The organism is Streptomyces sp. NPDC020742, assembly GCF_040641675.1.
Lineage (GTDB): Bacteria > Actinomycetota > Actinomycetes > Streptomycetales > Streptomycetaceae > Streptomyces.
This window is the reverse complement of record NZ_JBFAEA010000008.1, coordinates 25,794-47,652: the sequence shown is the minus strand read 5'-3', so window position 1 is coordinate 47,652 and position 21,859 is coordinate 25,794. Positions and strand designations below refer to the sequence as shown.

Genomic DNA, 21,859 nt, shown 5'->3' with positions numbered 1-21,859 from the left:
AACCCACATCCCATGTCCGACGCAGCCCGTCCGCCGCGCCACGTCCTGATCCTCGGCGGTACGACGGAGGCCCGCCGCCTGGCCGCGGCGCTGGCCCCGGACCCGTCCCTGCGCGTGACGAACTCGCTGGCCGGCCGGGTCGCCGCCCCACGGCTGCCCGCGGGGGAGGTGCGCATCGGGGGGTTCGGCGGCCCCGACGGCCTGGCCCGCTGGCTGCGCGCGCACGCGGTGGACGCGCTCATCGACGCCACCCATCCTTTCGCCGGCACGATCAGTCAGAACGCGGCCCGGGCGGCCGCCACCGCCCATGTTCCCCTGCTGGCGCTGCGCCGTCCCGGCTGGGTACCGGGACCCGGCGATGCCTGGCACCGGGTCACCTCCCTGGACGAGGCCGCCGCGGCCCTGCCGGCCCTCGGCACCCGGATCTTCCTCACCACCGGCCGGATGGGCCTGGCCCACTTCGCCCACCTGGCCGACCTCTGGTTCCTCGTCCGCTCCGTGGACGCCCCCGAGCCGCCGTACCCGCCCCGGATGACCACCGTCTTGGACCGCGGCCCGTTCACCCTGGACGGGGAGCGCGAACTGCTGCGCACCCACCGCATCGACGTCCTCGTCACCAAGGACAGCGGCGCGGCGGCGACCGCCCCGAAGCTGACCGCGGCACGGAAGGCGGGAATCCCGGTCGTGGTCGTCCAGCGCCCCTCGGCCCCGGAAGGCATTCCGGTGGCACCCGGCCCCGACGAGGCCGTGGAATGGCTCGCCCGCCTTTTCAGCGGGGCCGGCGCACGCTGAAACGATTTATCTCCCGCACTCGGGCCAGTAATTCCTGTCGCCTTCTGTTGATTTCCGTTTCTCTTTTCCGGTCGGGGGTGTTCTTCCCGTCCGGTGCACGGTCGGTACCGCGGGCCTCCGCGCCGTCGCTCACGGGGCGTTCGTCCGCAGCGCCTCCGCCAGTCGACGGGCCACGTCCGGGTTGCATCGCCCCAGGTCCACCAGCGGACGGGGGAAGTCCCCGACCAGCGAGACCAGGTCGAGCGACAGCGACGGCAGGGTGATCCCGGCCTCCCGCAACGCCGCCCGCAACGCGTTCCGGGCCTCCTCCGCGTCCTTGACCACCGCCACCGCCGGGCTGCCTTCCAGCATTTCCTTCGCTCCGTTCTGTTGGAATTCTCGAACGGGCCTCCAAAGCCCTTGTGCGGTCCTAGAGTTGTGGATCGGGCAGGCCGACGAAAGGGGGTCGGCGTTGCCGCCGGAGAAAGGCAACAAGGAGGCGTGGAATGGTCGAAAAGAAATCCGAGGAAGAGGATTCCGCCCGCTGGGTCCTGGCCTGCGAACTCTGCCGGTTACGCGAGGCGTCCGGCCGCTCCCTGGCCCAGCTCGCCGAGGAGACCAACTACGACCGCACGTACCTGCACCGCCTGGAGACCGGCGAACGCCTCTCGAAGCTCCCGGTCATGGAGGCGCTGGACCGGGTGTACGGGACGGGTGGGCTGCTGGTGCGGTTGTGGCGGTTGGCGCGGCTGGACGCGTTCAAGGACAAGTACCGGGAGTTCATGCAGTACGAGGCGAAGGCGACGATCATGCAGAAATACGCTGCGGTCGTCCCTGGCCTCTTGCAAACCGAGGACTTTGCCCGATGGACACTGTCGTCCGCCCCCAGGCCTATGAGCCCGGGGGAACTGGAGGAGAGCGTCGCGGCACGTCTGGGTAGGCAGGAGCTGCTGTACCGCGAGCCTGCCCCGAACGTCCGGATCGTGCTGGACGAGGCAGCTCTACGGAGGCCGGTGCTTGATGAGGAGATCTGGCACGCACAACTGGTGCGCATTATGGAGGCCGCTCAAGCTCCCCACATCACCATCCAAGTGATTCCGTTTGCAGCTGGTCTGCATGGCTTGATGGGAGGGTCGCTCTCATTGCTGTGGATGGCTGATGGAAGCGCCGTTGCCTACCTGGAGGGCAACGACGCAGGGGACCTCCTTGAAGAACCAGCCGCGGTGGCGCGATATCGACTGGCTTACGATCGGCTCCGGGACGCGGCACTCACGCCGACCGAATCAGCCGCATTTATCGGGCAGTTGATGGAGGACGACAGGCCATGAGCAGCACCTCTCAGCAGGGCCGGAACGCGTGGCGCAAGAGCAGCTACAGCGACGGGGGAGACAACAACTGTCTCGAGGTCGCTGATGGTTTCCTAGGTGCGGTCCCGGTCCGCGACAGCAAGGACCCGGACGGTCCCTCGTTGCTCATCCCGGCGGTTGCGTGGTCGGTGTTCGTGGAGTCGGTGAAGAGCGGGCAGCTGTGAGGCTGTTGTCCGGCCAGGCGGGCACGGTGTGGCGCAAGAGCACCTACAGCAACGGCGGAGACGCCAACTGCGTCGAGGTCGCCGACGGCTTCCCGGGGGCCGTCCCGGTCCGTGACAGCAAGAACCCCGACGGCCCCGTGCTGCTGGTCCCTGCGGCCTCCTGGGCGGCGTTCGTGGGCATCGTGAAGGGGGACACGTGGACTGGGGAACGCTCGCTGCGACGGTGAGCGGTGGCCTCATCGCCATCTCGGGGACGGTTTTCGCCGACCGCCTCCGGCACCGCCATGAGACCGACCGCAACAGCGAGACGCGGCGCCGGGCGGTGTACATCGAGTTCATCGGCGCCGCCGGGGTGTGCCATGCGCGGTTGCGGCAGATCGCGCAGGATCCGGAGGCGGAGGACGATGTGGCGGTCGCAGCCCGGGGCGCGTTGCGCGAGGCCGGGATCCATGAGGTGCGGGAGCGGCTGTTCATCGATGCCAGCACGGCCGTCGCCGGGGCCGGGCAGGTGATGTTCGAGCGGCTTCGGGCGGTGCAGCGGGTCGTCGCGGGTGGCGCTCGGCAGACGTCGGCTGCCTTCCACGATGTCTACCACCCCTACCTCGACGCGGTCTGGGCCTACCGGGTCGCCGTACGCCGGGAGTTGGAGGGCGGGGACTTCGCCCCGGCGGCCTTCGGCTGGGAGGAATGGGACGGCAGGGACCGGTGCGCGGTGTGCCGGGAGGCGTAGGACTGAGGGCGGGGGAGTCCGAAGCCGAGGGCGGCGATGAAGCGTGCCCAGAGCCTCGGGTGGGTGCCTGCCGCAGGGCCGTCCACCGCAGCGGTCAGCGCTCGACGCCGGCGATGACCGTGGTCACGACCTTCTGGACCGTGTCGGCCTCGGGCGGGGTGCCCTGCCGGTCGGCGAACAGCATGTGCACGGCCCCGATCAGGGTGGGGGCGAGCGTGTCGACGTCGGCGTCCGCGGCGATGCGGCCGAGTGCGCGCTCGGCGGTGAGGTAAGAGGCGATCGCGGTCGCCGCATCCGTCAGGACCGGGAGGCCGGTCGGCCTGGCCTGGCGCAGCCGGGTGCGTAGGTCGTCCCGGGACGTGACGAGGCTGACGATCGCCACCGCGACCGGCCCGAACATGTCGATCAGTGCCCCGGTGAGGTTGTCGGCGACGGCGCCGGTCCCGGCGGACGCGCGCAGCGCGGCGGCCCGGGCGTCGACCCCGGCGATGCGGTCCAGCACGAGCTCGGCGAGGAACGCATCGAAGTCGGCGAAGTGCCGGTGCAGGACGCCCTTGGCGCAGTCCGCCTCCGTGGTGACCGCCCGGCTGGTCAGCGCGCTCGGCCCGTTCCGGAGCAGGACGCGCTCGGCCGCGTCGAACAGGTGGTCCCGCACGTCGCGGATGGCTACTCCCGTGGGCACCGCTCATCTCCTTCTTGGCTTGCTCGGCCTGATGTGATTGACCAGTGGGCATGTGCCCACTCATAGTGGGCGCATGCCCACTTTACCTTCGGAGCCCTCTCCTCACCCCCAGCCCGCGCCCCATCAACACCGGCGTACGGCCGAGTCGTTCGGCTCGGATCCCGAGCGTTACGACCGGACCAGGCCCCGCTATCCCGACGCCTTGGTGGACCGGATCGTCGCCGCCAGCCCCGGTGCGGACGTGCTCGACGTCGGCTGCGGTACCGGCGTCGCGGCCCGCCAGTTCCAGGCGGCCGGCTGCCGGGTGCTCGGCGTCGACCCCGACGCGCGGATGGCCGACTTCGCGCGGCGCAGCGGAGTCGAGGTGGAGGTGTCGGCCTACGAGGCCTGGGACCCGGCCGGCCGCACCTTCGACGCGGTCATCGCCGGGACGGCCTGGCATTGGGTGGACCCGGTCGCGGGCGCGGCCAAAGCGGCACAGGTGCTGCGGCCCGACGGCCGCCTGGCGGTGTTCGGGCACGCGTTCCAGCTTCCGCCCGACGTGGCCGACGCGTTCGCCCGGGCTTTCCGGCGGGTGATGCCCGATGCGCCGGTCAACCTGCGGCCGATGACGCAAGCCCGCGATGCGTACGAGGCGGTGTACGCCACGTTCGCGGACGGCATCGGCGAGGTGGGCGGATTCGGCGCCCCGGAGCGATGGCGCTTCGCTTGGCAGCGGACCTACACCCGAGACGCATGGCTGGACCAGATGCCCACGCACGGCAACCTCACCCAGCTCCCGCCGGAGGACCTGGCGCACGTACTGGACGGCGTCGGGGCCGCCATCGACGGGCTGGGCGGCAGCTTCACGATGCCGTACACCACGGTGGCGGTCGTCGCTCGGCGCATCGATACCGCCTGATTCGGCTCCAGGGTCGTCCGACTGGTCGAGGTGAGGCCGGCCGGCGCCCGGTGTGGAGGAGGGGGGTTCGCGGTCCGCTCCGGCCGGTGGCCAGGGCGGACCGCGAGGCTGCGTCGCTGAAGCGGGGCGTGGCTACTTCTCCGGGTACCGCCGCGGCGTCCAGACCGGCTCCGTGCCGTCGTCGCGGCGTACCGCCTGGGTCTGGGAGGAGCCGACGATCAGGAGGGTGCGCATGTCGACCTGGGTGGGGTCGAGGTCGGCGAGGGGGACGGTACGGACGGACTCTTCGGGGCCGCCGATGTCGCGGGCGAGGATCACCGGGGTGTCCGGGGCGCGGTGTTCCAGGAGGAGTTCGCGGGCCTTGGCGACCTGCCAGGTGCGGCTGCGGGAGCCGGGGTTGTACAGGGCCAGGGCCAGATCGGCGGAGGCGGCGGCGCCGAGGCGTTCGGCGATGACCTCCCACGGCTTGAGGCGGTCGGAGAGCGAGATGACCGCGTAGTCGTGGCCGAGCGGGGCGCCGGCGCGGGCGGCGGCGGCGTTGGCGGCGGTGACGCCCGGCAGGACCCGTACGGGAACGGAGCGGTAGGGGTCCTGGGAGGCGACCTCCAGGACGGCGGTGGCCATGGCGAAGACGCCGGGGTCGCCGCCGGAGACCACGGCCACCTTCCGGCCGCGGCGGGCCAGATCGAGGGCCAGCTCGGCGCGTTCGGACTCGACCTTGTTGTCGGAGCCGTGCCGGCGCTGGCCGGGGCGTACCGGAACGCGGTCGAGGTAGGTGGTGTAGCCGACGAGGTCCTCGGCGGCGGCCAGCGCGCCGCGGGACTCGGGGGTGAGCCAGAGCGGGCCGGCCGGGCCGGTGCCGACGACGACTACCTCGCCGGTGGCCGCGGCTGTGGCGGCGGGCGTGGCGGCCTCGTCCGTGGCGGCGGGCACGGTGGCCTCGTTCGTGGCCTCGTCCGTCGGGGCGGATGCGGTGGAACGGTCCGTGGCGGGCGCCCGGTAGGACTGTTCGGCGACGCGGCTGGGGACGACCGCGACCGCGAAGTACGGGACGCTGTCGGCGTCGATCGCGGCCAGCGCGTCGGTGCGTTCGCCGGACATGGTGGCGCGCTCGACGTACCGGGCCTCGGCCAGGCGGCCGGAGCGCTCCATCGCGCTGCGGACGGCCGGGAACGTCCGCCCCAGCTTCATCACCACCGCGGTGTCGGTCGAGGACAGACGGGCCGTCAGCTCCTCCTCGGGGAGGGTGCCGGGGAGGATCGTCAGGACCTCGTCGGCCTCGGCCAGCGGCCTGCCCAGGCGGGCCGCCGCGGCGCTGATCGAGGTGACGCCGGGGACCACCTCGGTCGGGTAGCGGTGCGCGAGCCGCTTGTGCATGTGCTGGTAGGAGCCGTAGAAGAGCGGGTCGCCCTCGGAGATGACGGCGACCGTGCGGCCGGCGTCGAGGTGGCCGGCCAGCCGGGCCGCGGCCTGCTCGTAGAAGTCGTCGAGGGCGCCGCGGTAGCCGCCGGGGTGGTCGGTCGACTCGGTGGTGACCGGGTAGACCAGCGCCTCCTCGATGTGGTCGTCGCGGAGGTGCTCGGCCGCGATCGAGCGCGCGATGGAGCGTCCGTGCCGGGCGCTGTGGTACGCGATGACGTCGGCCTGGGCGATGACCTGCACGGCCCGTACAGTCATCAGGGACGGGTCGCCGGGGCCGAGGCCCACACCGTAGAGGCGGCCGGTCGGCTGCTGCTCGCTCACGCTCACTCTTCCTCGCTCGCAATGGCGTTGATCGCGGCGGCGGCCATGGCGCTGCCGCCCCGGCGCCCGCGCACCACGATGTGGTCCAGCTTCGACGGGTGTGCGATCAGGGCGTCCTTGGATTCGGCGGCCCCGATGAAGCCGACGGGTATGCCGAGGACGGCGGCGGGGCGGGGTGCCCCCTCCTCGATCATTTCGAGGAGACGGAACAGCGCGGTGGGCGCATTGCCGACCGCCACCACGGCGCCGGCCATCTTCTCCCGCCACAGCTCCAGGCCGGCGGCGCTGCGCGTGGTGCCCATCCGGGCGGCCAACTCCGGTACCGACGGGTCGGCGAGGGTGCACAGCACCTCGTTGTCGGCCGGCAGCCGCTTGCGGGTGACGCCGCTGGCGACCATGTTGGCGTCACAGAGGATCGGGGCGCCGGCCCGTAGTGCCGTGCGGGCGTTGGCCACCACGTCGGGGGTGAAGGCCAGATCGCGTACGAGGTCGACCATGCCGCAGGCGTGGATCATCCGGACCGCGACCTGACTGACGTCGGCGGGCAGCCCGGCGAGGTCCGCCTCGGCGCGGATGGTGGCGAAGGACTGGCGGTAGATCGCCGCACCGTCCTTCTCGTAGTCGAACGCGGTCACTGTGGCCTCGTTTCCTGTGGTGCTGGTGGTGCATCCGGTGTGGCAGGTGGCACATCCGGCGTTGACGGTGGGGTGTTCGGCCGGACGACCGTCACCTGGTAGCCGCCTGTTGTGGCCAGGACGTCGGTCCAGGTGCCGTGGGGGTGGCCGCAGCGGCGTGCGCAGCCGGACCAGTGAACGGGCGTGCCGGCTGCCGTGGCGGGCCGGCCGCCGGGCAGCGGCCCGCCCGCCGCCACCGCCGCCGCGACGTCCGCGCGGACGTCCGTGAGGGACTTGGCGCAGCCGGGGCGGCCGGTGCAGGCGCTCAGCCGGAACCAGGGGGAGGACGGATCGGTGATCAGCCCGGCGTCCGACAGTTCGGCCAGCCGGTGACCGGCGGTGGCGGCGGACAGGCCGGGGAGGATGATGCCGCGCCAGGGGGTGAGGCGCAGGGCGCCGTTGCCGTCGCGGTCGGCGAGGGTGGTGAGCAGCCGCCACTGGGCGGTGGTCAGTCGGCCCAGCGGTGCCAGGACGGAGAGTGCGCGACGGCCGTCGACGCCCTCGATGATGCCTGGGTTGGACGAGTCCGAGGCCGAGCGGGGCGGTGCGGGGGGCGTGGGTGTGCACTCCGTCGCGAGGTGAGCTCCGGACGTCCTCGGTACGCGCTCCGTCGCGAGGCGGGTCCCGGACGGCTTCGGCACGTGGTCCGTCGCGAGGTGAGTCCCGGAGGCCTTCGGTGCGTGGTCCGTCGCGGGGTGCGGCCCGGGCGGCGCCTCCGGTACGTACGTGGCCTCGATGCCCGCCGACCGCAGCGCCTTGGCCACGGCCGGGGCGTTCAGCCGGTGTCCGTCCGGCAGTTCGCGGACCCGCCAGGCGCCGCTGCCGCTCGCCTCGGCGGCGGCCAGGAACGCCTCGGCGGCGGTGAGCGCGGCGCGTGCGGCGTCCGGGCCGGCGATCCGCAGTGCGGCCGGGTCGTCGCCGACCCGCAGCAGCGCGGAGCCCGGCGTACCGTCGCCGGAGTCCGTCGCGTCCGTCGCATGCGACGCATGCGCCGCACCCGCTTCTGCGACCAAGCTCACATCCCCGCCCAGCGCCGCCACATCGCCCCGTCCGTCGTCCAGGACGAAGAGGAAACGGCCCGACAGTGCGGTCGCGGACGCGCTCGCACAGAGCAACGCGTCCAGGCTCCGGGCCCACAACCGCACGTCAGCGGGGGTGTGTCGGTCCAGGCCGGCCAGTGGGGAGGCGAGGATGTTGCGGATCCGCTCATGGCGGGCGGACGGCAGCAGACCGGCGTCGTGCAGCAGGGCGGCGAGCGGGCCGCCGCAGTCGTCGGAAAGGCCGCGCAGCTCCACATTGCCCCGGGACGTCAGGGAGAGCGAGCCGTCCCCGAGCCGGTCCGCGGCCTCGGCCAGCGCCGCGGCCTGACGCACCGTCAAGTCACCGGCGGGTATCCGCACTCGGGCCAGCCGGCCGTCCGCCGCCGAGTGCAGCCGCAGCGCTCCCGGGCAGGCGTCACCGCGGTCCCGCAGGGGCGGTGCGGACGCAGGGGTCCGTGGTGAGGGGGAGGGCGGCATGGCGGCGAGCATACCCACGACGGTGCGCGGCCGATCCGGGGCGGATCCGGCCACCGGACGGGCGGGGATCGGCCAGCGAGGCGCTATGGACCCGGTTGCCGGTACGGCCCTGGACCCGGTTGCCGGTACGGCCGTGGAGCCGCCCGGGATACGGGTGCCGGCCCGCCGTGGAGCTGTCCCGGGTGCGGGTGCGGGTGCAGGTGCGGGCGCCGGACCGTTCCGGACGCAGGTGCCGGGCGGTCCGCGGCGCGGTGGGCCGGGGCCGTGGCGGGAGGTCGCCGGGCCCGCGCGGCGGAAGGTCCCCGGGCCCGCTTACCTCCCCGGCGCACAGCCCTTACTATGCAGGTCGGTGGGTCGGCTGGCCCGCCGGACGCCAGCGACGGCGCCGGGCCACACGGCCCGAGGGAGGAAGCCCGGTGAGAATCCGGCGCGGTCCCGCCACTGTGAACCCGGCCTGCCCGGGTGAGCCAGGAACTCCCGCCGTCCCTACGACCACCCGGGGCGCGGACACCCCGAGGAAGGCCTGCGCTCGCATGCTTCTGCTGCTGTCGACCTCCGACACCGACCTGCTCAGCGCCCGTGCGGCCGCGGGCCCGGTGCCGTACCGGCTCGCCAACCCCGCCCGCCTCGACGTGGCCGAACTGCCCGCCCTGCTGGAGGGCGCCGACCTCGTCGTCGTACGCCTCCTCGGCGGCATCCGCGCCTGGCAGGAGGGGCTGGACCTGCTGCTCGCTGAGGACCAGCACCGGCCGGTCGTGGTGCTCACCGGCGAACAGGCCCCCGACGCCCAGCTGATGGAGCAGTCCACCGTCCCGGTCGGCATCGCGGCCGAGGCGCACGCCTACCTCGCGCACGGCGGCCCCGCCAACCTCGACCAGCTCGCCCGCTTCCTCTCCGACACCGTGCTGCTCACCGGTCACGGCTTCGAACCGCCGGCCCCCGCGCCGTCCTGGGGTCCGCTTCAGTGGGAGACCCGCAACGACAGCGGCCCGGCCGTCGCGGTGCTCTACTACCGCGCCCACCACATGAGCGGGAACACCGCCTTCGTACGGACCCTGTGCGAGCAGATCGAGGCCGCCGGCGGCCGGGCCCGCCCGCTGTTCGTCGCCTCCCTGCGCGCGCCCGAGCCGGAGCTGATCGACGAGCTGCGCGGCGCCGACGCGATCGTCACCACCGTCCTCGCCGCGGGCGGCAGCCGGCCCGCCGAGGCCTCGGCCGGCGGCGACGACGAGGCCTGGGACGCCGGCGCGCTGGCCGCGCTGGACGTGCCGATCCTGCAGGCGCTCTGCCTGACCGGGCCGCGCAGCGCCTGGGAGGAGAACGACGAGGGGCTCTCCCCGTTGGACGCCGCCTCGCAGATCGCCGTCCCGGAGTTCGACGGCCGTCTGATCACCGTGCCGTTCTCCTTCAAGGAGGTCGACGAGGACGGGCTGCCGGTCTACGTCGCCGACCCCGAACGGGCCGCCCGGGTCGCCGGTATCGCCGTCCGGCACGCCCGCCTGCGGCACATCCCGAACGCCGAAAAGCGCCTGGCGCTGGTGCTGTCCGCGTACCCGACCAAGCACTCGCGGATCGGCAACGCGGTCGGCCTGGACACCCCCGCCAGCGCCGTCGCCCTGCTGCGCCGGCTGCGGGCGGAGGGCTATGACTTCGGCGACGAGGCCGCCGAGCCCGTCCCGGGCCTTGCGTCCGGCGACGGCGACGAGCTGATCTACGCCCTGATCGAGGCCGGCGGCCACGACCAGGAGTGGCTCACCGAGGAGCAGCTGGCCCGCAACCCGGTCCGCATCCCGGCCGCCGACTACCGGCGCTGGTACGCCACCCTCCCGCAGGAGCTGCGGGATGCGGTCGAGGAGCACTGGGGCCCGCCGCCCGGCGAGATGTTCGTCGACCGCAGCCGGAACCCCGACGGCGACATCGTGCTGGCCGCGCTGCGCCGCGGCAACCTGCTGATCCTCATCCAGCCGCCGCGCGGCTTCGGTGAGAACCCCATCGCGATCTACCACGACCCCGATCTGCCGCCCTCGCACCACTACTTGGCGGCCTACCGCTGGATCGCGGCCACCGCGCAGGACGGCGGCTTCGGCGCGGACGCCATGGTGCACCTCGGCAAGCACGGCAACCTGGAGTGGCTGCCCGGCAAGAACGCCGGGCTGTCCGCCGCCTGCGGCCCGGACGCCGCGCTCGGCGACCTCCCGCTGGTCTACCCCTTCCTGGTCAACGACCCGGGCGAGGGCACCCAGGCCAAGCGCCGGGTGCACGCCACCCTCGTCGACCACCTCGTCCCGCCGATGGCCCGCGCCGAGTCCTACGGCGACATCGCGCGGCTGGAGCAGCTGCTGGACGAGTACGCGTCGATCTCCTCGATGGACCCGGCCAAGCTGCCCGCCATCCGCGCCCAGATCTGGACGCTGATCCAGGCCGCCAAGCTCGACCACGACCTGGGCATGGACGAGCGCCCCGACGACGACGGCTTCGACGACTTCCTGCTGCACGTCGACGGCTGGCTGTGCGAGGTCAAGGACGCCCAGATCCGCGACGGTCTGCACGTCCTGGGCGGCGCGCCCACCGGCGAGGGCCGGGTCAACCTCGTGCTGTCCATCCTGCGCGCCCGTCAGATCTGGGGCGGCACCGCCGCGCTGCCCGGACTGCGCGAGGCGCTCGGCCTGGACGAGTCCGCGGCGACCCGTACCACCGCCGACGCCGCCGAGGAGACCGCCCGCGCCCTGGTGCAGGCGATGGAGGACGCCGGCTGGGACCCGGCGGCGGTGGCCGGGGTCGCCGACGGCCACCCGTCCGCGGTCGCCGACATCCTCGACTTCGCCGCCCGCCAGGTCGTCCCGCGGCTGGCCGCCACCACCGACGAGATCGACCACGCGGTGCACGCGCTGGCCGGCGGCTTCGTCCCGGCCGGCCCGTCCGGCTCCCCGCTGCGCGGTCTGGTCAATGTGCTGCCGACGGGCCGCAACTTCTACTCGGTCGACCCCAAGGCGGTGCCCTCCCGCCTCGCCTGGGAGACCGGACAGGCGCTCGCCGACTCGCTGTTGGAGCGCTACCGCACCGACAACGGCGACTGGCCGCAGTCGGTCGGGCTGTCCCTGTGGGGCACCAGCGCGATGCGCACCAGCGGCGACGATGTGGCCGAGGCGCTGGCCCTGCTGGGCGTCCGCCCCGTCTGGGACGACGCCTCGCGCCGGGTCACCGGCCTGGAGCCGATCGCCCTCGCGGAGCTGGGCCGCCCTCGCATCGATGTGACCCTGCGCATCTCCGGCTTCTTCCGGGACGCCTTCCCGCACGTCATCGGCCTGCTGGACGACGCGGTACGGCTGGCCGCCTCGCTCGACGAGCCCGACGAGGACAACTTCGTACGGGCCCACGCCCAGGCGGACCTGGCCGCCCACGGCGACGAGCGCCGGGCCACCACTCGGATCTTCGGCTCCCGCCCCGGTACCTACGGCGCCGGCCTGCTCCAGCTGATCGACTCCCGCGACTGGCGCACCGACGCCGACCTCGCGGAGGTCTACACGGTCTGGGGCGGCTACGCCTACGGCCGCGGCCTCGAAGGCCGGCCGGCCCGGGAGGAGATGGAGACGGCCTACCGCCGGATCGCGGTCGCGGCGAAGAACACCGACACCCGCGAGCACGACATCGCGGACTCGGACGACTACTTCCAGTACCACGGCGGCATGGTCGCCACCGTCAAGGCGCTGCGGGGCGGCAAGGCCCCGGAGGCCTACATCGGTGACTCCACCCGCCCCGAGACGGTCCGGACCAGGTCGCTGGTGGAGGAGACCTCCCGGGTCTTCCGCGCCCGGGTCGTCAACCCCCGCTGGATCGAGGCGATGCGCCGCCACGGCTACAAGGGCGCCTTCGAACTCGCCGCGACCGTGGACTACTTGTTCGGCTACGACGCCACCACCGGTGTGGTCGCCGACTGGATGTACGACAAGCTCGCCCAGACCTACGTCCTGGACCCCGAGAACCGCGCCTTCCTCCAGGAGGCCAACCCCTGGGCCCTGCACGGCATCGCCGAACGCCTCCTGGAGGCCGAGTCCCGCGGCATGTGGGAGAAGCCGGACGCCGCCACGCTGGCGGCCCTCCGCGAGGCCTTCCTGGAGACCGAGGGCGAGCTGGAGGGCGAGGACGGCTGACCCGGCCGCCGGTGCCCGCGGCCGGGCACCCCGCCCGGCCGGGGCGCGCTCCCGCACCCGGCACCGCGGGCGGGGAGCCCCCGGGGCGGTGGCGTCAGCCCGACGCGGTCTTGGCCGTGATGTCGCCGTTGCTGGTGGTCAGGTCCAGGTGGAAACGTCCCGAGGGGTCGTCGGGCACGCTGATGTCCTTGTCGCCGCTGCTGGTGTCGGCGGATATCCGGTAGTGGCTCTTGGGCACCTGCACGGTGATGGAGCCGTTCGAGGTCTCCGCCCGGACGTTCTGCGGGGTGGCCGGGCGGAGGTCGATCTCCCCGTTGGAGGTCTCGGCGCCGATGTGCCCGCCCGAGAGGGCCCGGCCGGTGATCTGGCCGTTGGAGGTCTCCACATCGACCGGGCCGGTCACGCCGTCCAGCTCGATGGCTCCCGAGCTGGTGGTCACCTTCACCGCGCCCACCTTGCTCAGGTTCAGCGCGCCGTCGGAGGTCTCCCCGCTCACCGGGAGGCCCGCCGGCACCTCGACGGTGTAGTCCACCGAGCAGTTGGTGCCGCAGTCGCCGAGCACCAGCACACCGTCCGTGACGCGGTGCGTGGGCCCCTCGGGCCGGCCGCCGTGGTAGGTGACCGCGCGGTGCACCGACACCTTCCCGCCGGCCGCGCCCCCGTGCACGGTGAGGCCGCCCGAGTCGTTGTCCAGCCGGATGGCCGTGATCTTCTTCGACACCGTGGCGTCGTCCCTGAAGGTCTTGCCGGGCAGCAGCCCGCAGGCGCTGATCCCCAGTGCCCCGATGCAGAGCGCCGCGGCGGCCGTGGCGATCCGGATGGGCGTGCGCATGAAGTCCCCCGTGTGTGCGTGGAGTTGCCGGGGTGGCCGGGCTCTTCCCCCTCGCCCTGCGGCCACGTATCGAAAGGCTAGGGCGGTGACCACGGCCCGGACCATGGGGTAAACCCCACCTTTGAGGTGTGGTGTTCCGCAGGGGCCGGGCGGGCCCAGGTGCGGCGCACGGGGTGCGGTGCGACGATTTTCGTGGGGGCAGGTCCTGTGCTGCGTAGGAGGCGTACGAGGGCGAGGAGGCTTCCAGTGACCACGAAGACATGGAAGACGGAGATCACCATCACCGAGACCGACAGCGAGGTCAGGGCCGAGGCCAGGCTCCGGGGCAAGGAGGGCGGCCAGCTGGTGGGCCAGGGGGCGGCCCGCTGCAACCCCGCCGACGAGAACGTCCCGGCCATCGGTGACGAGTTGGCGGTGGCCCGGGCGATGTCGGACCTCAGCCACCAGCTGCTGCAGCGGGCGGCGCACGACATCGAGGTACACACGTCCCGCCCGGTGGAGCGGTTGCGGGTCTGAGCGCCCGGGGCGCCCGGAGTGTTCCGTCCGGACCTTCGTGGGCCAGGGTGCCGGACCCCGCGCGCCACGAAGATCCGGAAGAAGCGCCCTACGGGCCGTCCCGTGATCCGTGCGCCCGCCAGGGATCACGGGACCGCCCTCACCCCCAGGCCGCCGCCGAGAAGTCCGGCCCGATCGTCAGGGTGACCGCGCCCGGTGCCGCCGAGGACGACTCTGTCGACTTGGTGGCGTGCAGGCGTGCGGCCAGCACCTCGCTCTGCGGCTTGAGGGCCGCCGGGTAGCTGATGGCGGTCTTGTCCGTCGACGGGCCGTTGCCGGTGGCGATCACCGTGAAGCCGAGCTTGCGCAGCTGCTCGGCCGCGGCGGCGGCCTGGCCCGGGGTTCCGGTGCCGTTGAGGACGCGGACCTGGACGGAGTGCGCGGTGATCGGGTTCTTGGCGGCCTCGGCGAACTTCTTCTTCCCGGCGGCGCCGATCTCGCGGTCATGGGCGATATCGCCGAACAGCTGGCCGGCCTGCGGGTACTGCCAGACCACATTGGCCTTGTCGGTGGGGACGTCGGCCTCGCGGTAGTAGTTGGGGACCGTGATGAAGGTCAGGCGGTTGGTGGGGATGTCCTTGACCGTCGAGGCCAGGTCGTAGAGCTCATTCAGGCTGTCCAGGCCCTTGTCGGTGGTGAGGGACTTGGTCGCCGAGTCCAGGAAGTCGTAGAGGTCGCCCGGACTGGTGATCTTGGACTGCGCCTTGGCGGCCAGCGCCTTCATGAACTCCTGCTGCCGCCCGATCCGGCCGAGGTCGGAGCCGTCGCCGACGCTGTAGCGGGTGCGCACGTAGCCCAGCGCCTTCTCGTCCTGGACGTTCTGGCAGCCCGCGTCCAGGTCGAGGTGGGCCTTCTTGTCGTGGATGGCGTGCTTGGGGCAGACCTCGATGCCGCCGAGCGCGTTGACCATGCCCTTGAAGCCCTGGAAGTCGACCGAGGTGAAGTGGTCGATGCGCAGTCCGGTGTTCTGCTCGACGGTCTTGATGGTGCAGGCGGCGGCCTTCTTGATGTCGCCGGTGTCCCCACCGATCGAGAACGCCTCGTTGATCTTGAAGTGGTGCGGGGTGGACTTCGCGTTGTTGCCGCGCATGCAGGCGGGGATCTGCACCCACGAGTCACGGGGGAAGGACACTGCGGTGGCCCACTCGTGGTTGGCGGCGATGTGCAGCAGCATCAGCGTGTCCGACTGCATGGTCGTCAGGCCCTTGCCGTACTTGGCGTTGGCGCCGGCGCGGCTGTCGGAGCCGACGACCAGGATGTTCTTCGAGCCCGGGCTGAGGTTGACCGGCCGCTTGCCGTCCACGGCGATGTCCGCGCCGTGGATGTTGCCGTCCAGGTGCTGGTAGACCCATGCGCCGACGCCGGCCGTACCGAGCAGCAGGACGCCCAGGACGCCGCCGGTCCAGGCGACGATGCGCCCGCGGCGGGTCATCCGTACGCCCCCCGGCTTGCCCGCCCGGCGTGCGTCGTCGCCCCGGCGCGAGGAGCCGGAAGGCTTACGGCGGGAGGGGGTGTCGGCCGCACCGGATGCCTCGCCGGTACGGGACGAGCCGGCCGCACCGTCCCGTCGGGCCGTCTGCTGGTGCGTCTGCCTGTCATGCACGCCGGTGGCCCTTCTGGTCCTTCTGTTGCTGGTGAAACGGTGGGTACGGGGCGGTGCTGAGCGCGGTTTCCCGTGAAACCGCGCGCGCGGGCCGCGGAGGCACGCGGAGGTGGCGGGTCAGATGCCCGTGCTGGGCAGGAGTCGGATGGACTCGGGGTCGTAGCTGCGCCACTGCGGGCCGTCCCCACCGGGCAGGGTGCGCAGCCTGCACCACGTCTCGCCCGCACCGTCCGTCCACCAGGCGCTGATCCGCCCCAATTCCCAGGTGCCGTCCGGGTATTGGACCTCCACGGGCTGATAGACCCATCGCACCTCCGCCTCTGGAGGCGGGCAGTCCCAGCTCAGGAGTCCGCACCTCGTCGCCATCTCCCCCTCCGCCCGCGCCCGTTGCGCATGTGTGCGCGCCACCATACCGGGAAGTTCTACAGTGTTGTAGAAGGTGCCGGTGGTGCCTCGTGCGTCACCGTGCGCGGGTGCGCACCCTGTAAGGGTCAGGCATCAGTGTGCCCGGAGAGGGCGTTTGCTGCCCCGGGAACGTCGAACCGGGCGCAGGGCGAGCCGGCGGCGCCCCGGGGAATCCGGGCCAATGGGGGGAAACGGGGAGTCGGTCCATCCCGTCCGTCCCTCGCGATCCGCCCATCCCGGATCAGAGCGGTGTCGCCGCCTTGAGGACGAGGAACAGCGCCACCGCCGCATTGAGCGCGGAGAGCGCGGAGGCGGCCGTCCCGGCGGCGGCCATCAGGGCCGCCATCCCCGCCGGAGTCAGCGCCGGCGGCCAGTGCCGGGCCGACGGCACGGGCCCGAGCAGGGCGGCCACCCGGCGCGGCACCGGCCCCGGTTCGGGCGACGCGAAGTGGGTCAGCCCCGGAAGGGGGGCGGGCCGCGCGATCAGCGCCGCCTTGCCCACGGCGCGCGCGGTCAGCCGCCGGTCGCCGACCTCCCGCGCCGCCTCCTCGTCCGCCCACCGCTCGGTGGCGAAGGCGACCGCGGAACGCAGCGGCAGCAGCAGCGGGTTGACGCAGCCGGCCAGGCGTACGGCGAGCAGGTAGCGGTGGTGCCGGCAGACCAGGTGTGCGCGCTCATGGGCGAACAGGGCGCGCCGCTCGTCGGCGTCCAGGCTGCGCAGCATGCCGCGGGAGACCGCGATCCGGCCCGGTCCGGCGGGGCGCCCGGGCCGGGCCGGGGTGCCGGGCACCGCGTAGGCGTACGGGGCGTCGTCCGGCAGGACCGCGGGGTCGGCGCCGGCGGGCAGGACGTCCAGTGCCCGGTGGGCGCGGGCCCGGATGCGGTGGTGCCGGCGCAGCGTCGCACCACACACCGCGAGCGCCGCGGCCAGCAGCGGGATCGCGGCGGCCCCGACGACCTCGGCGTAGGGCACCGCGGCCCGCACCTCGGGGTCGGACCAGCCGTCGGGCAGCGGGTTGCCGGGCAGTTGGGCGGTGCCGACGACCATCAGCAGCGCCAGACAGAGCGTGCTGCACAGGCCGAGCACGGCGGCGAGCAGGGTCAGCAGGCGGGTGCTGACGCGCGGGTGGAGGTGCTGCTCCGCGAGGTGGGCGATCGGCAGCGCGGTGAGCGGCAGGACGAGCGGCAGGAACACGAAGACGCCCACCGGTTCAGCCCCCGTGCGCTTCGTCCGAAGGATCGCGGCGGTCGTGGTGGTCGTGGCGGTCGTGGTGGCCGTGGTGGTCGCGGCGGTCGTGGTCGTGGCCCGGGGCCGTCGGTCCCGGACCGGGGCCCGCACCGGCCGCGGTCACGTTGTCGTCGGTGGCGTCCGTCGCGCGGTCGAGGAGGGCGCGCAGCAGCTGTTCGTCGTGCTCCGAGAGCGCCGAGACGAAGCTGGTCAGCACCGCGTCCCGGTCCGGTTCGCCGTCCAGGACCCGGCGCATCCGCAGCGCGGCGAGCCCGGCCTCGTCGGCGGCCGGCGTCCAGACGTAGGCGCGGCCGGAGCGCTCCCGGGAGACGGCGCGCTTGGCGTGCAGCCGGGACAGGATGGTCATCACGGTCGTGTACGCGAGGTCGCCGCCGAGGTGTTCCTGCACCCAGGCGGCGGTGGCGGGGCCCGGTGCCCGGTGCAGTGCGGCCAGCACCTGGGCCTCCAACTGGCCCTGTCCGCGCCGGCGGGCACGCTCGCGCCCGGAGCCGCCGAGCGAATCGCCCAGCGCCTTACCGAAGGGCTTGCCGCCCATGCCGTGGCCTCCCATCGTGCCGGGTGTCCCGCCCGGCCGGGACGCCGGGCATTTTACTGAGTGCCCGAGCGCCGAGTGGCCGGAGCCGGAGGGCCGCCGCCTGCCGCGTCGCTCCACCCCGCAGATCCCGGCCCCGAACTTCTACACTCCTGTAGATTCTCGCTCGATCCCGGAACGTAGCCACACCTGGAGGAAGCCATGGGAGTCTCGCTGGCCAAGGGCGGCAATGTCTCACTGTCGAAGGAGGCGCCCGGCCTGACCGCGGTCACGGTCGGCCTCGGCTGGGACGTACGGACGACGACGGGCGCCGCCTACGACCTGGACGCCAGTGCGCTGCTGTGCACCGAGGCCGGCAAGGTCGCCTCGGACGCGCACTTCGTCTTCTACAACAACCTCACCAGCCCCGACGGCTCGGTGCAGCACACCGGTGACAACCTCACCGGCGAGGGCGAGGGGGACGACGAGGCCATCGAGGTGGCGCTGTCGAGCGTGCCCGCCGAGATCGCCACGATCGTCTTCCCGGTCTCGATCCACGAGGCGGAGAGCCGGGGGCAGAGTTTCGGCCAGGTCCGCAATGCGTTCATCCGCGTCGTCAACCAGGCGGACGGCGCCGAGCTGGCCCGGTTCGACCTGAGTGAGGACGCCTCGACCGAGACCGCCATGGTCTTCGGCGAGCTCTACCGACAGGGCGCGGAGTGGAAGTTCCGTGCGGTGGGCCAGGGCTATGCGTCCGGCCTGGCGGGCATCGCCGCGGACTTCGGGGTCAACGTCTGAGCCGAAAACGTCCGGGTCCCTGAGAGCGCCCGAGCCCACGGAAGCGTCCGAGTCCTGGAAGCGGCCTGAGGGATACCCCCAAGGGGTATCCCTCGGTCGTATGCGGCGCCGCGGGTGGCGCCGCGCCACCGTACCGCCGTGACCGCACCGCCCGGACGGCCCGGGGCAGGCCCCCACCGCCCCCGCCCAGGCCAAGGGGTATCACCCGCTTTGAGGGGATCCGTCCGGAGGCCCGGGGTACCGTGGAGACACCGGAACACCGAGGAATGCCCAGGAGCGCGCGATTCGGTGAGGTGAGCTCCATGCAGACGCTGTTGACCGTCGTCGTGCTGCTGGCGCTGGTGGCGCTGGGCGCGCTGTTCATCGCCCGGGTCAATGCCCAGCAGACCGGGCGGATTGCCACCCACCGGTACGCGGCCTGGATGCAGTCGATGCGGCAGCGGATGCACCGGCGGGCGCACCATGGCGGCTCCGGCAAGGCGGGGAGCGACCTGTGAACCCGGCCGCCCGGAGCGCACCGCCCGCACAGGACTACGACGGGACCTCGCCGTTCCCCGACGGTGACACCGAGCGGCCCCCCAGCGGCGGCCGGCGGATGTACGTCACGGTCACCGGCATCATCGTCGTCGCCCCGTTCGTCGGCCTGGCCGTGGCCATCCCCCTGCTGTGGGGCAGCGTCGTCCGCCCCACCGACCTCGTTCTCCTCGCCGTCTTCTACGTCATCTCCGGCCTCGGCGTCACCATCGGCTTCCACCGCGGCCTCACCCACGGCAGCTACACCGCCACCCCGGCACTGCGGATCGCGCTCGCCGTCGCCGGCTCGCTCAGCTTCCAGGGCGACGTGATCGACTGGGTGGCCACCCACCGCCGCCACCACGCCTTCACCGACCGCCCCGGCGATCCGCACTCGCCCTACCGCTACGGCACCAGTCTGCGCGGCCAGTTGCGCGGACTGGTCCACTCCCACATCGGCTGGCTCTTCGGCGACGACCCCACCTCGCACCGCCGTTTCGCCCCCGACCTGCTCGCCGACCGCGGGATCCGCGCCGTGGACCGGGCCTTCCCCGCGCTGTGCCTGCTCACCCTCGCGCTGCCGTGCGCACTGGGCTGGGCGATCGGCGGCAGCTGGGTCACGGCGCTGACCGCACTGCTGTGGGCGGGGTTCATCCGGATCGCGCTGCTGCACCACGTCACCTGGAGCGTCAACTCGCTCTGCCACGTCATCGGTGAGCGGCCCTTCCGCACCCGGCGCCACGACCGGGCCACCAATCTGTGGCCGCTGGCCCTGCTCTCCTTCGGCGAGAGCTGGCACAACACCCATCACGCCGACCCGACCTGCGCCCGGCACGGTGTCGACCGGGGCCAGCTCGATGTGTCCGCCGCGGTGATCCGGCTCTTCGAACGCCTCGGCTGGGTCCGGGACGTGCGCTGGCCCGACCCCGCACGGCTGGCGGCCCGCCGCATCAGCAGCAGGAGCACCGTATGACCACCGCCCCCGGGGACCCGGCCCGCCAGGCGCGCTCCCCGCACCACGCCCCGCCCCTCGTCGCCCGCCTCACCATCGCCCCGCACACCGGCCCGGCACGGCGGATCGACGGCGCCTGGTGGCCGCACTCGGCCGATCTGCTGGCCGAACTCCCCGAGCTGTTGACCGCGTTGCCCTTCGACTGGCCGCGGATCACCCACGCCACGGTGAACGGCGACGCCTGGCCGGCGCTGCCCACCCACACCCTCGTCGGCGGTCATGTCGTCCGCCTCCGCCGCACCACCGGCCGGCCCGGGCCGGACACCATCTGCCTGGTCTCCCCCGGCAACGGCCGCTGGGACCTGCTGATCATCCCGCCCGACACCCCAGAAGCAGAGGCCGTCCGCATCATGGCCGAGATGGCCCGCACCGGGGAGCCGACACCGGCCTGAGCCACCCGCCACGACACCGGCCTGAGCCACCCGCCACCGCGTCCTGACGGTCATACCCCGAGAACCCGCGGCGCGCATCCGCCGGCGCCTCGCCTCCCGTGCGAAGGAACGCCGAGCCGGCGGTCTCACGGGCCCCACGCCCCCTGCCGACCTGCTGCGCAGCGGCCGCGGCTACTGCGGACGGGTGGTGTTCATCGGAAGAACGCCGTTCCGGGGGCGTCGGTGCGTGAATCCTCCCATTGCGTACTCATCATAAGAAAACGCAACAGAAGCGGCACAACGTAAGCGATGCGAGCGGAGTGCTGCAACTGCGGCGGTGCACCGGACGTACGCGTACAGACCTGTGCGCACCCGCGGGACGTATGCGCACCCAGCGCCTACGGACCGCACAGGTGGCGCAGGACAGCAGGACCCGCGGGACCGCAAGACCCGCAGGACCGCAAGACACGAGCAGGAAACGAAGTAACCGGATCTCTCGGGGAGATCCTGACCGAAAGCGAGGGACCATGGCTGCGACCAAGGTCATGAAGTTCTGGGCGGTGTGCCTTGCCGTGCTCGGCAAGCTGCTGGCATCGCTGGGTGTCTCGGCGCCGGCCTCCGCCGCGCGCCGTGAGGCCGCACTGTACGAGCGGGGCCCGGCCAACGGGACCGCCGGCGCCGACGCCCCGGGTGCCGAGGTGCCCAAGGCGGTGCACGGCGCCGAACGGGAACGTGATCCGGATGCGGGGAGCCCCGCGGTGCCCGCCGGGGGAGGAGCCACGCCGGGTGTGCCCGCGCCACGCTCCGTCCCACAGTTCGGCTGTACCTGGCCCGCCCGCCGGACGCTGACCCGCCCGGAGCTGCCGCCGACGATCAAGCAGCGCATCAGCGCCGAGGCGCACGGCACCTCACCCGGCCTGCGCAGCCGCGGCATCCGGGGCCTGGAGCCGCTGACCACCGACGCCGCGTCCCACGAGGACGGCGAAGCCGACGCCCGTGCCGGAGCCGAAGCCGACGCCCATGTCGACGCCTATGTCGACGCCTATGTCGACGCCGATGTCGATTCCGGCGTCGACGCCGGTGTCGAAGCCCGTGTCCCTGCCCCGGCCTCTTCCTCCACCCCAGCCTCTGCCCGTGCCAGTGCCGAGGCCCGTCAGGCGGTCATCCCGGCGGCCCGTCGCCGTGCGCACACCGCCGGTTCGGTCTGAGTCCTGGACGGGACACGGCGGTTGGCACCGCCGATGACGGAGACGTCGTCCCCCACGGTGTCGCTCGCGAGGTCCCGCACGACGTCCCCCGCGATGTCCGCA

Annotated in this window: 23 protein-coding genes and 1 riboswitch; of the genes, 13 read left to right on the top strand and 10 right to left on the bottom strand. The window is 73.0% G+C overall.

The features are described 5' to 3' along the window. Positions 1-12: 12 nt before the first annotated feature. Positions 13-792 carry a cobalt-precorrin-6A reductase gene (locus AB0G84_RS16505; protein WP_361320657.1) on the top strand — a complete coding sequence of 260 codons (780 nt, stop codon included), beginning with the start codon at positions 13-15 and terminating at the stop codon, positions 790-792. A 129-nt stretch (positions 793-921) separates the two neighbouring features. On the opposite strand, the gene AB0G84_RS16500 is transcribed toward AB0G84_RS16505, so the two are convergent. Further along, positions 922-1,143, bottom strand: coding sequence for a hypothetical protein (locus tag AB0G84_RS16500; protein ID WP_361320655.1), 222 nt, complete (start codon positions 1,141-1,143; stop codon positions 922-924). 134 nt (positions 1,144-1,277) lie between these two features. Here AB0G84_RS16500 and AB0G84_RS16495 point away from each other — a divergent pair, with 134 nt between their 5' ends. From AB0G84_RS16495 to AB0G84_RS16480, 4 genes are read left to right on the top strand one after another with little or no spacing between them, the layout of a single operon-like run. Beyond that, complete coding sequence (locus AB0G84_RS16495; protein WP_361320653.1) at positions 1,278-2,099, top strand: helix-turn-helix transcriptional regulator; 822 nt, start codon at positions 1,278-1,280, stop codon at positions 2,097-2,099. Next, entirely contained in the window at positions 2,096-2,302 is a 207-nt protein-coding gene (locus tag AB0G84_RS16490) for a DUF397 domain-containing protein (protein WP_361320651.1), read from the top strand. The genes AB0G84_RS16495 and AB0G84_RS16490 overlap by 4 nt, the downstream gene beginning before the upstream one ends. Beyond that, entirely contained in the window at positions 2,299-2,529 is a 231-nt protein-coding gene (locus tag AB0G84_RS16485; RefSeq protein WP_361320649.1) for a DUF397 domain-containing protein, read from the top strand. Before AB0G84_RS16490 ends, AB0G84_RS16485 begins: the two co-directional genes overlap by 4 nt. After that, positions 2,499-3,032: a CchlQ gene (locus AB0G84_RS16480; protein ID WP_361320647.1), complete on the top strand. Its 534-nt coding sequence runs from the start codon at positions 2,499-2,501 to the stop codon at positions 3,030-3,032. The genes AB0G84_RS16485 and AB0G84_RS16480 overlap by 31 nt, the downstream gene beginning before the upstream one ends. 94 nt (positions 3,033-3,126) lie before the next feature. Here AB0G84_RS16480 and AB0G84_RS16475 read toward each other — a convergent pair whose 3' ends face one another. Continuing rightward, positions 3,127-3,714 (bottom strand): TetR family transcriptional regulator, encoded by a 588-nt coding sequence (locus AB0G84_RS16475; protein WP_361320645.1) that lies wholly within the window; start codon positions 3,712-3,714, stop codon positions 3,127-3,129. Positions 3,715-3,787: 73 nt separating this feature from the next. Here AB0G84_RS16475 and AB0G84_RS16470 point away from each other — a divergent pair, with 73 nt between their 5' ends. Continuing rightward, the gene (locus tag AB0G84_RS16470; RefSeq protein WP_361320643.1) at positions 3,788-4,615 is read left to right on the top strand and encodes a class I SAM-dependent methyltransferase; all 828 of its coding nucleotides are present in this window, start codon (positions 3,788-3,790) and stop codon (positions 4,613-4,615) included. A 132-nt stretch (positions 4,616-4,747) separates the two neighbouring features. Here AB0G84_RS16470 and AB0G84_RS16465 read toward each other — a convergent pair whose 3' ends face one another. From AB0G84_RS16465 to cobG, 3 genes are read right to left on the bottom strand one after another with little or no spacing between them, the layout of a single operon-like run. Next, positions 4,748-6,364: a precorrin-2 C(20)-methyltransferase gene (locus AB0G84_RS16465; protein ID WP_361320641.1), complete on the bottom strand. Its 1,617-nt coding sequence runs from the start codon at positions 6,362-6,364 to the stop codon at positions 4,748-4,750. Next, on the bottom strand, positions 6,361-6,993 hold the full coding sequence (locus tag AB0G84_RS16460; protein ID WP_361320639.1) for a precorrin-8X methylmutase: 633 nt from the start codon (positions 6,991-6,993) through the stop codon (positions 6,361-6,363). The genes AB0G84_RS16465 and AB0G84_RS16460 overlap by 4 nt, the downstream gene beginning before the upstream one ends. Beyond that, complete coding sequence (gene cobG, locus AB0G84_RS16455) at positions 6,990-8,561, bottom strand: precorrin-3B synthase (protein ID WP_361320637.1); 1,572 nt, start codon at positions 8,559-8,561, stop codon at positions 6,990-6,992. The genes AB0G84_RS16460 and cobG overlap by 4 nt, the downstream gene beginning before the upstream one ends. A 393-nt stretch (positions 8,562-8,954) precedes the next feature. Then, positions 8,955-9,026: riboswitch (cobalamin riboswitch) on the top strand. Positions 9,027-9,082: 56 nt separating this feature from the next. Between cobG and cobN the strand changes: the two genes are divergently transcribed. Next, on the top strand, positions 9,083-12,700 hold the full coding sequence (gene cobN / locus AB0G84_RS16450) for a cobaltochelatase subunit CobN (protein WP_361320635.1): 3,618 nt from the start codon (positions 9,083-9,085) through the stop codon (positions 12,698-12,700). Between the two features lie 94 nt (positions 12,701-12,794). On the opposite strand, the gene AB0G84_RS16445 is transcribed toward cobN, so the two are convergent. Next, positions 12,795-13,532: a DUF4097 family beta strand repeat-containing protein gene (locus tag AB0G84_RS16445; protein ID WP_361320633.1), complete on the bottom strand. Its 738-nt coding sequence runs from the start codon at positions 13,530-13,532 to the stop codon at positions 12,795-12,797. A gap of 246 nt (positions 13,533-13,778) precedes the next feature. Between AB0G84_RS16445 and AB0G84_RS16440 the strand changes: the two genes are divergently transcribed. Then, positions 13,779-14,048, top strand: coding sequence for a DUF1876 domain-containing protein (locus tag AB0G84_RS16440; RefSeq protein WP_361320631.1), 270 nt, complete (start codon positions 13,779-13,781; stop codon positions 14,046-14,048). 139 nt (positions 14,049-14,187) lie between these two features. Here AB0G84_RS16440 and AB0G84_RS16435 read toward each other — a convergent pair whose 3' ends face one another. The 4 genes from AB0G84_RS16435 to AB0G84_RS16420 all read right to left on the bottom strand — a co-directional run bounded on the left by AB0G84_RS16435 (position 14,188) and on the right by AB0G84_RS16420 (position 17,879). Further along, a complete protein-coding gene (locus tag AB0G84_RS16435) occupies positions 14,188-15,519 on the bottom strand; it encodes an LCP family protein (RefSeq protein WP_361321053.1) in 1,332 nt (443 codons plus the stop codon). Positions 15,520-15,807: 288 nt separating this feature from the next. After that, positions 15,808-15,981, bottom strand: coding sequence for a hypothetical protein (locus AB0G84_RS16430; protein WP_361320629.1), 174 nt, complete (start codon positions 15,979-15,981; stop codon positions 15,808-15,810). 355 nt (positions 15,982-16,336) lie between these two features. After that, positions 16,337-17,302, bottom strand: coding sequence for a M56 family metallopeptidase (locus AB0G84_RS16425; RefSeq protein ID WP_361320627.1), 966 nt, complete (start codon positions 17,300-17,302; stop codon positions 16,337-16,339). Between the two features lie 4 nt (positions 17,303-17,306). Next, positions 17,307-17,879 carry a BlaI/MecI/CopY family transcriptional regulator gene (locus AB0G84_RS16420; RefSeq protein ID WP_361320625.1) on the bottom strand — a complete coding sequence of 191 codons (573 nt, stop codon included), beginning with the start codon at positions 17,877-17,879 and terminating at the stop codon, positions 17,307-17,309. A gap of 198 nt (positions 17,880-18,077) precedes the next feature. Between AB0G84_RS16420 and AB0G84_RS16415 the strand changes: the two genes are divergently transcribed. The 5 genes from AB0G84_RS16415 to AB0G84_RS16395 all read left to right on the top strand — a co-directional run bounded on the left by AB0G84_RS16415 (position 18,078) and on the right by AB0G84_RS16395 (position 21,757). Then, positions 18,078-18,653 (top strand): TerD family protein, encoded by a 576-nt coding sequence (locus tag AB0G84_RS16415; protein ID WP_361320623.1) that lies wholly within the window; start codon positions 18,078-18,080, stop codon positions 18,651-18,653. Between the two features lie 302 nt (positions 18,654-18,955). Further along, entirely contained in the window at positions 18,956-19,150 is a 195-nt protein-coding gene (locus AB0G84_RS16410; protein ID WP_361320621.1) for a hypothetical protein, read from the top strand. Beyond that, positions 19,147-20,139 (top strand): acyl-CoA desaturase, encoded by a 993-nt coding sequence (locus AB0G84_RS16405; RefSeq protein WP_361320619.1) that lies wholly within the window; start codon positions 19,147-19,149, stop codon positions 20,137-20,139. The genes AB0G84_RS16410 and AB0G84_RS16405 overlap by 4 nt, the downstream gene beginning before the upstream one ends. Beyond that, the gene (locus AB0G84_RS16400; protein WP_361320617.1) at positions 20,136-20,570 is read left to right on the top strand and encodes a DUF5994 family protein; all 435 of its coding nucleotides are present in this window, start codon (positions 20,136-20,138) and stop codon (positions 20,568-20,570) included. The genes AB0G84_RS16405 and AB0G84_RS16400 overlap by 4 nt, the downstream gene beginning before the upstream one ends. A 506-nt stretch (positions 20,571-21,076) precedes the next feature. Next, a complete protein-coding gene (locus tag AB0G84_RS16395; RefSeq protein WP_361320615.1) occupies positions 21,077-21,757 on the top strand; it encodes a DUF6344 domain-containing protein in 681 nt (226 codons plus the stop codon). Positions 21,758-21,859 lie beyond the last annotated feature (102 nt).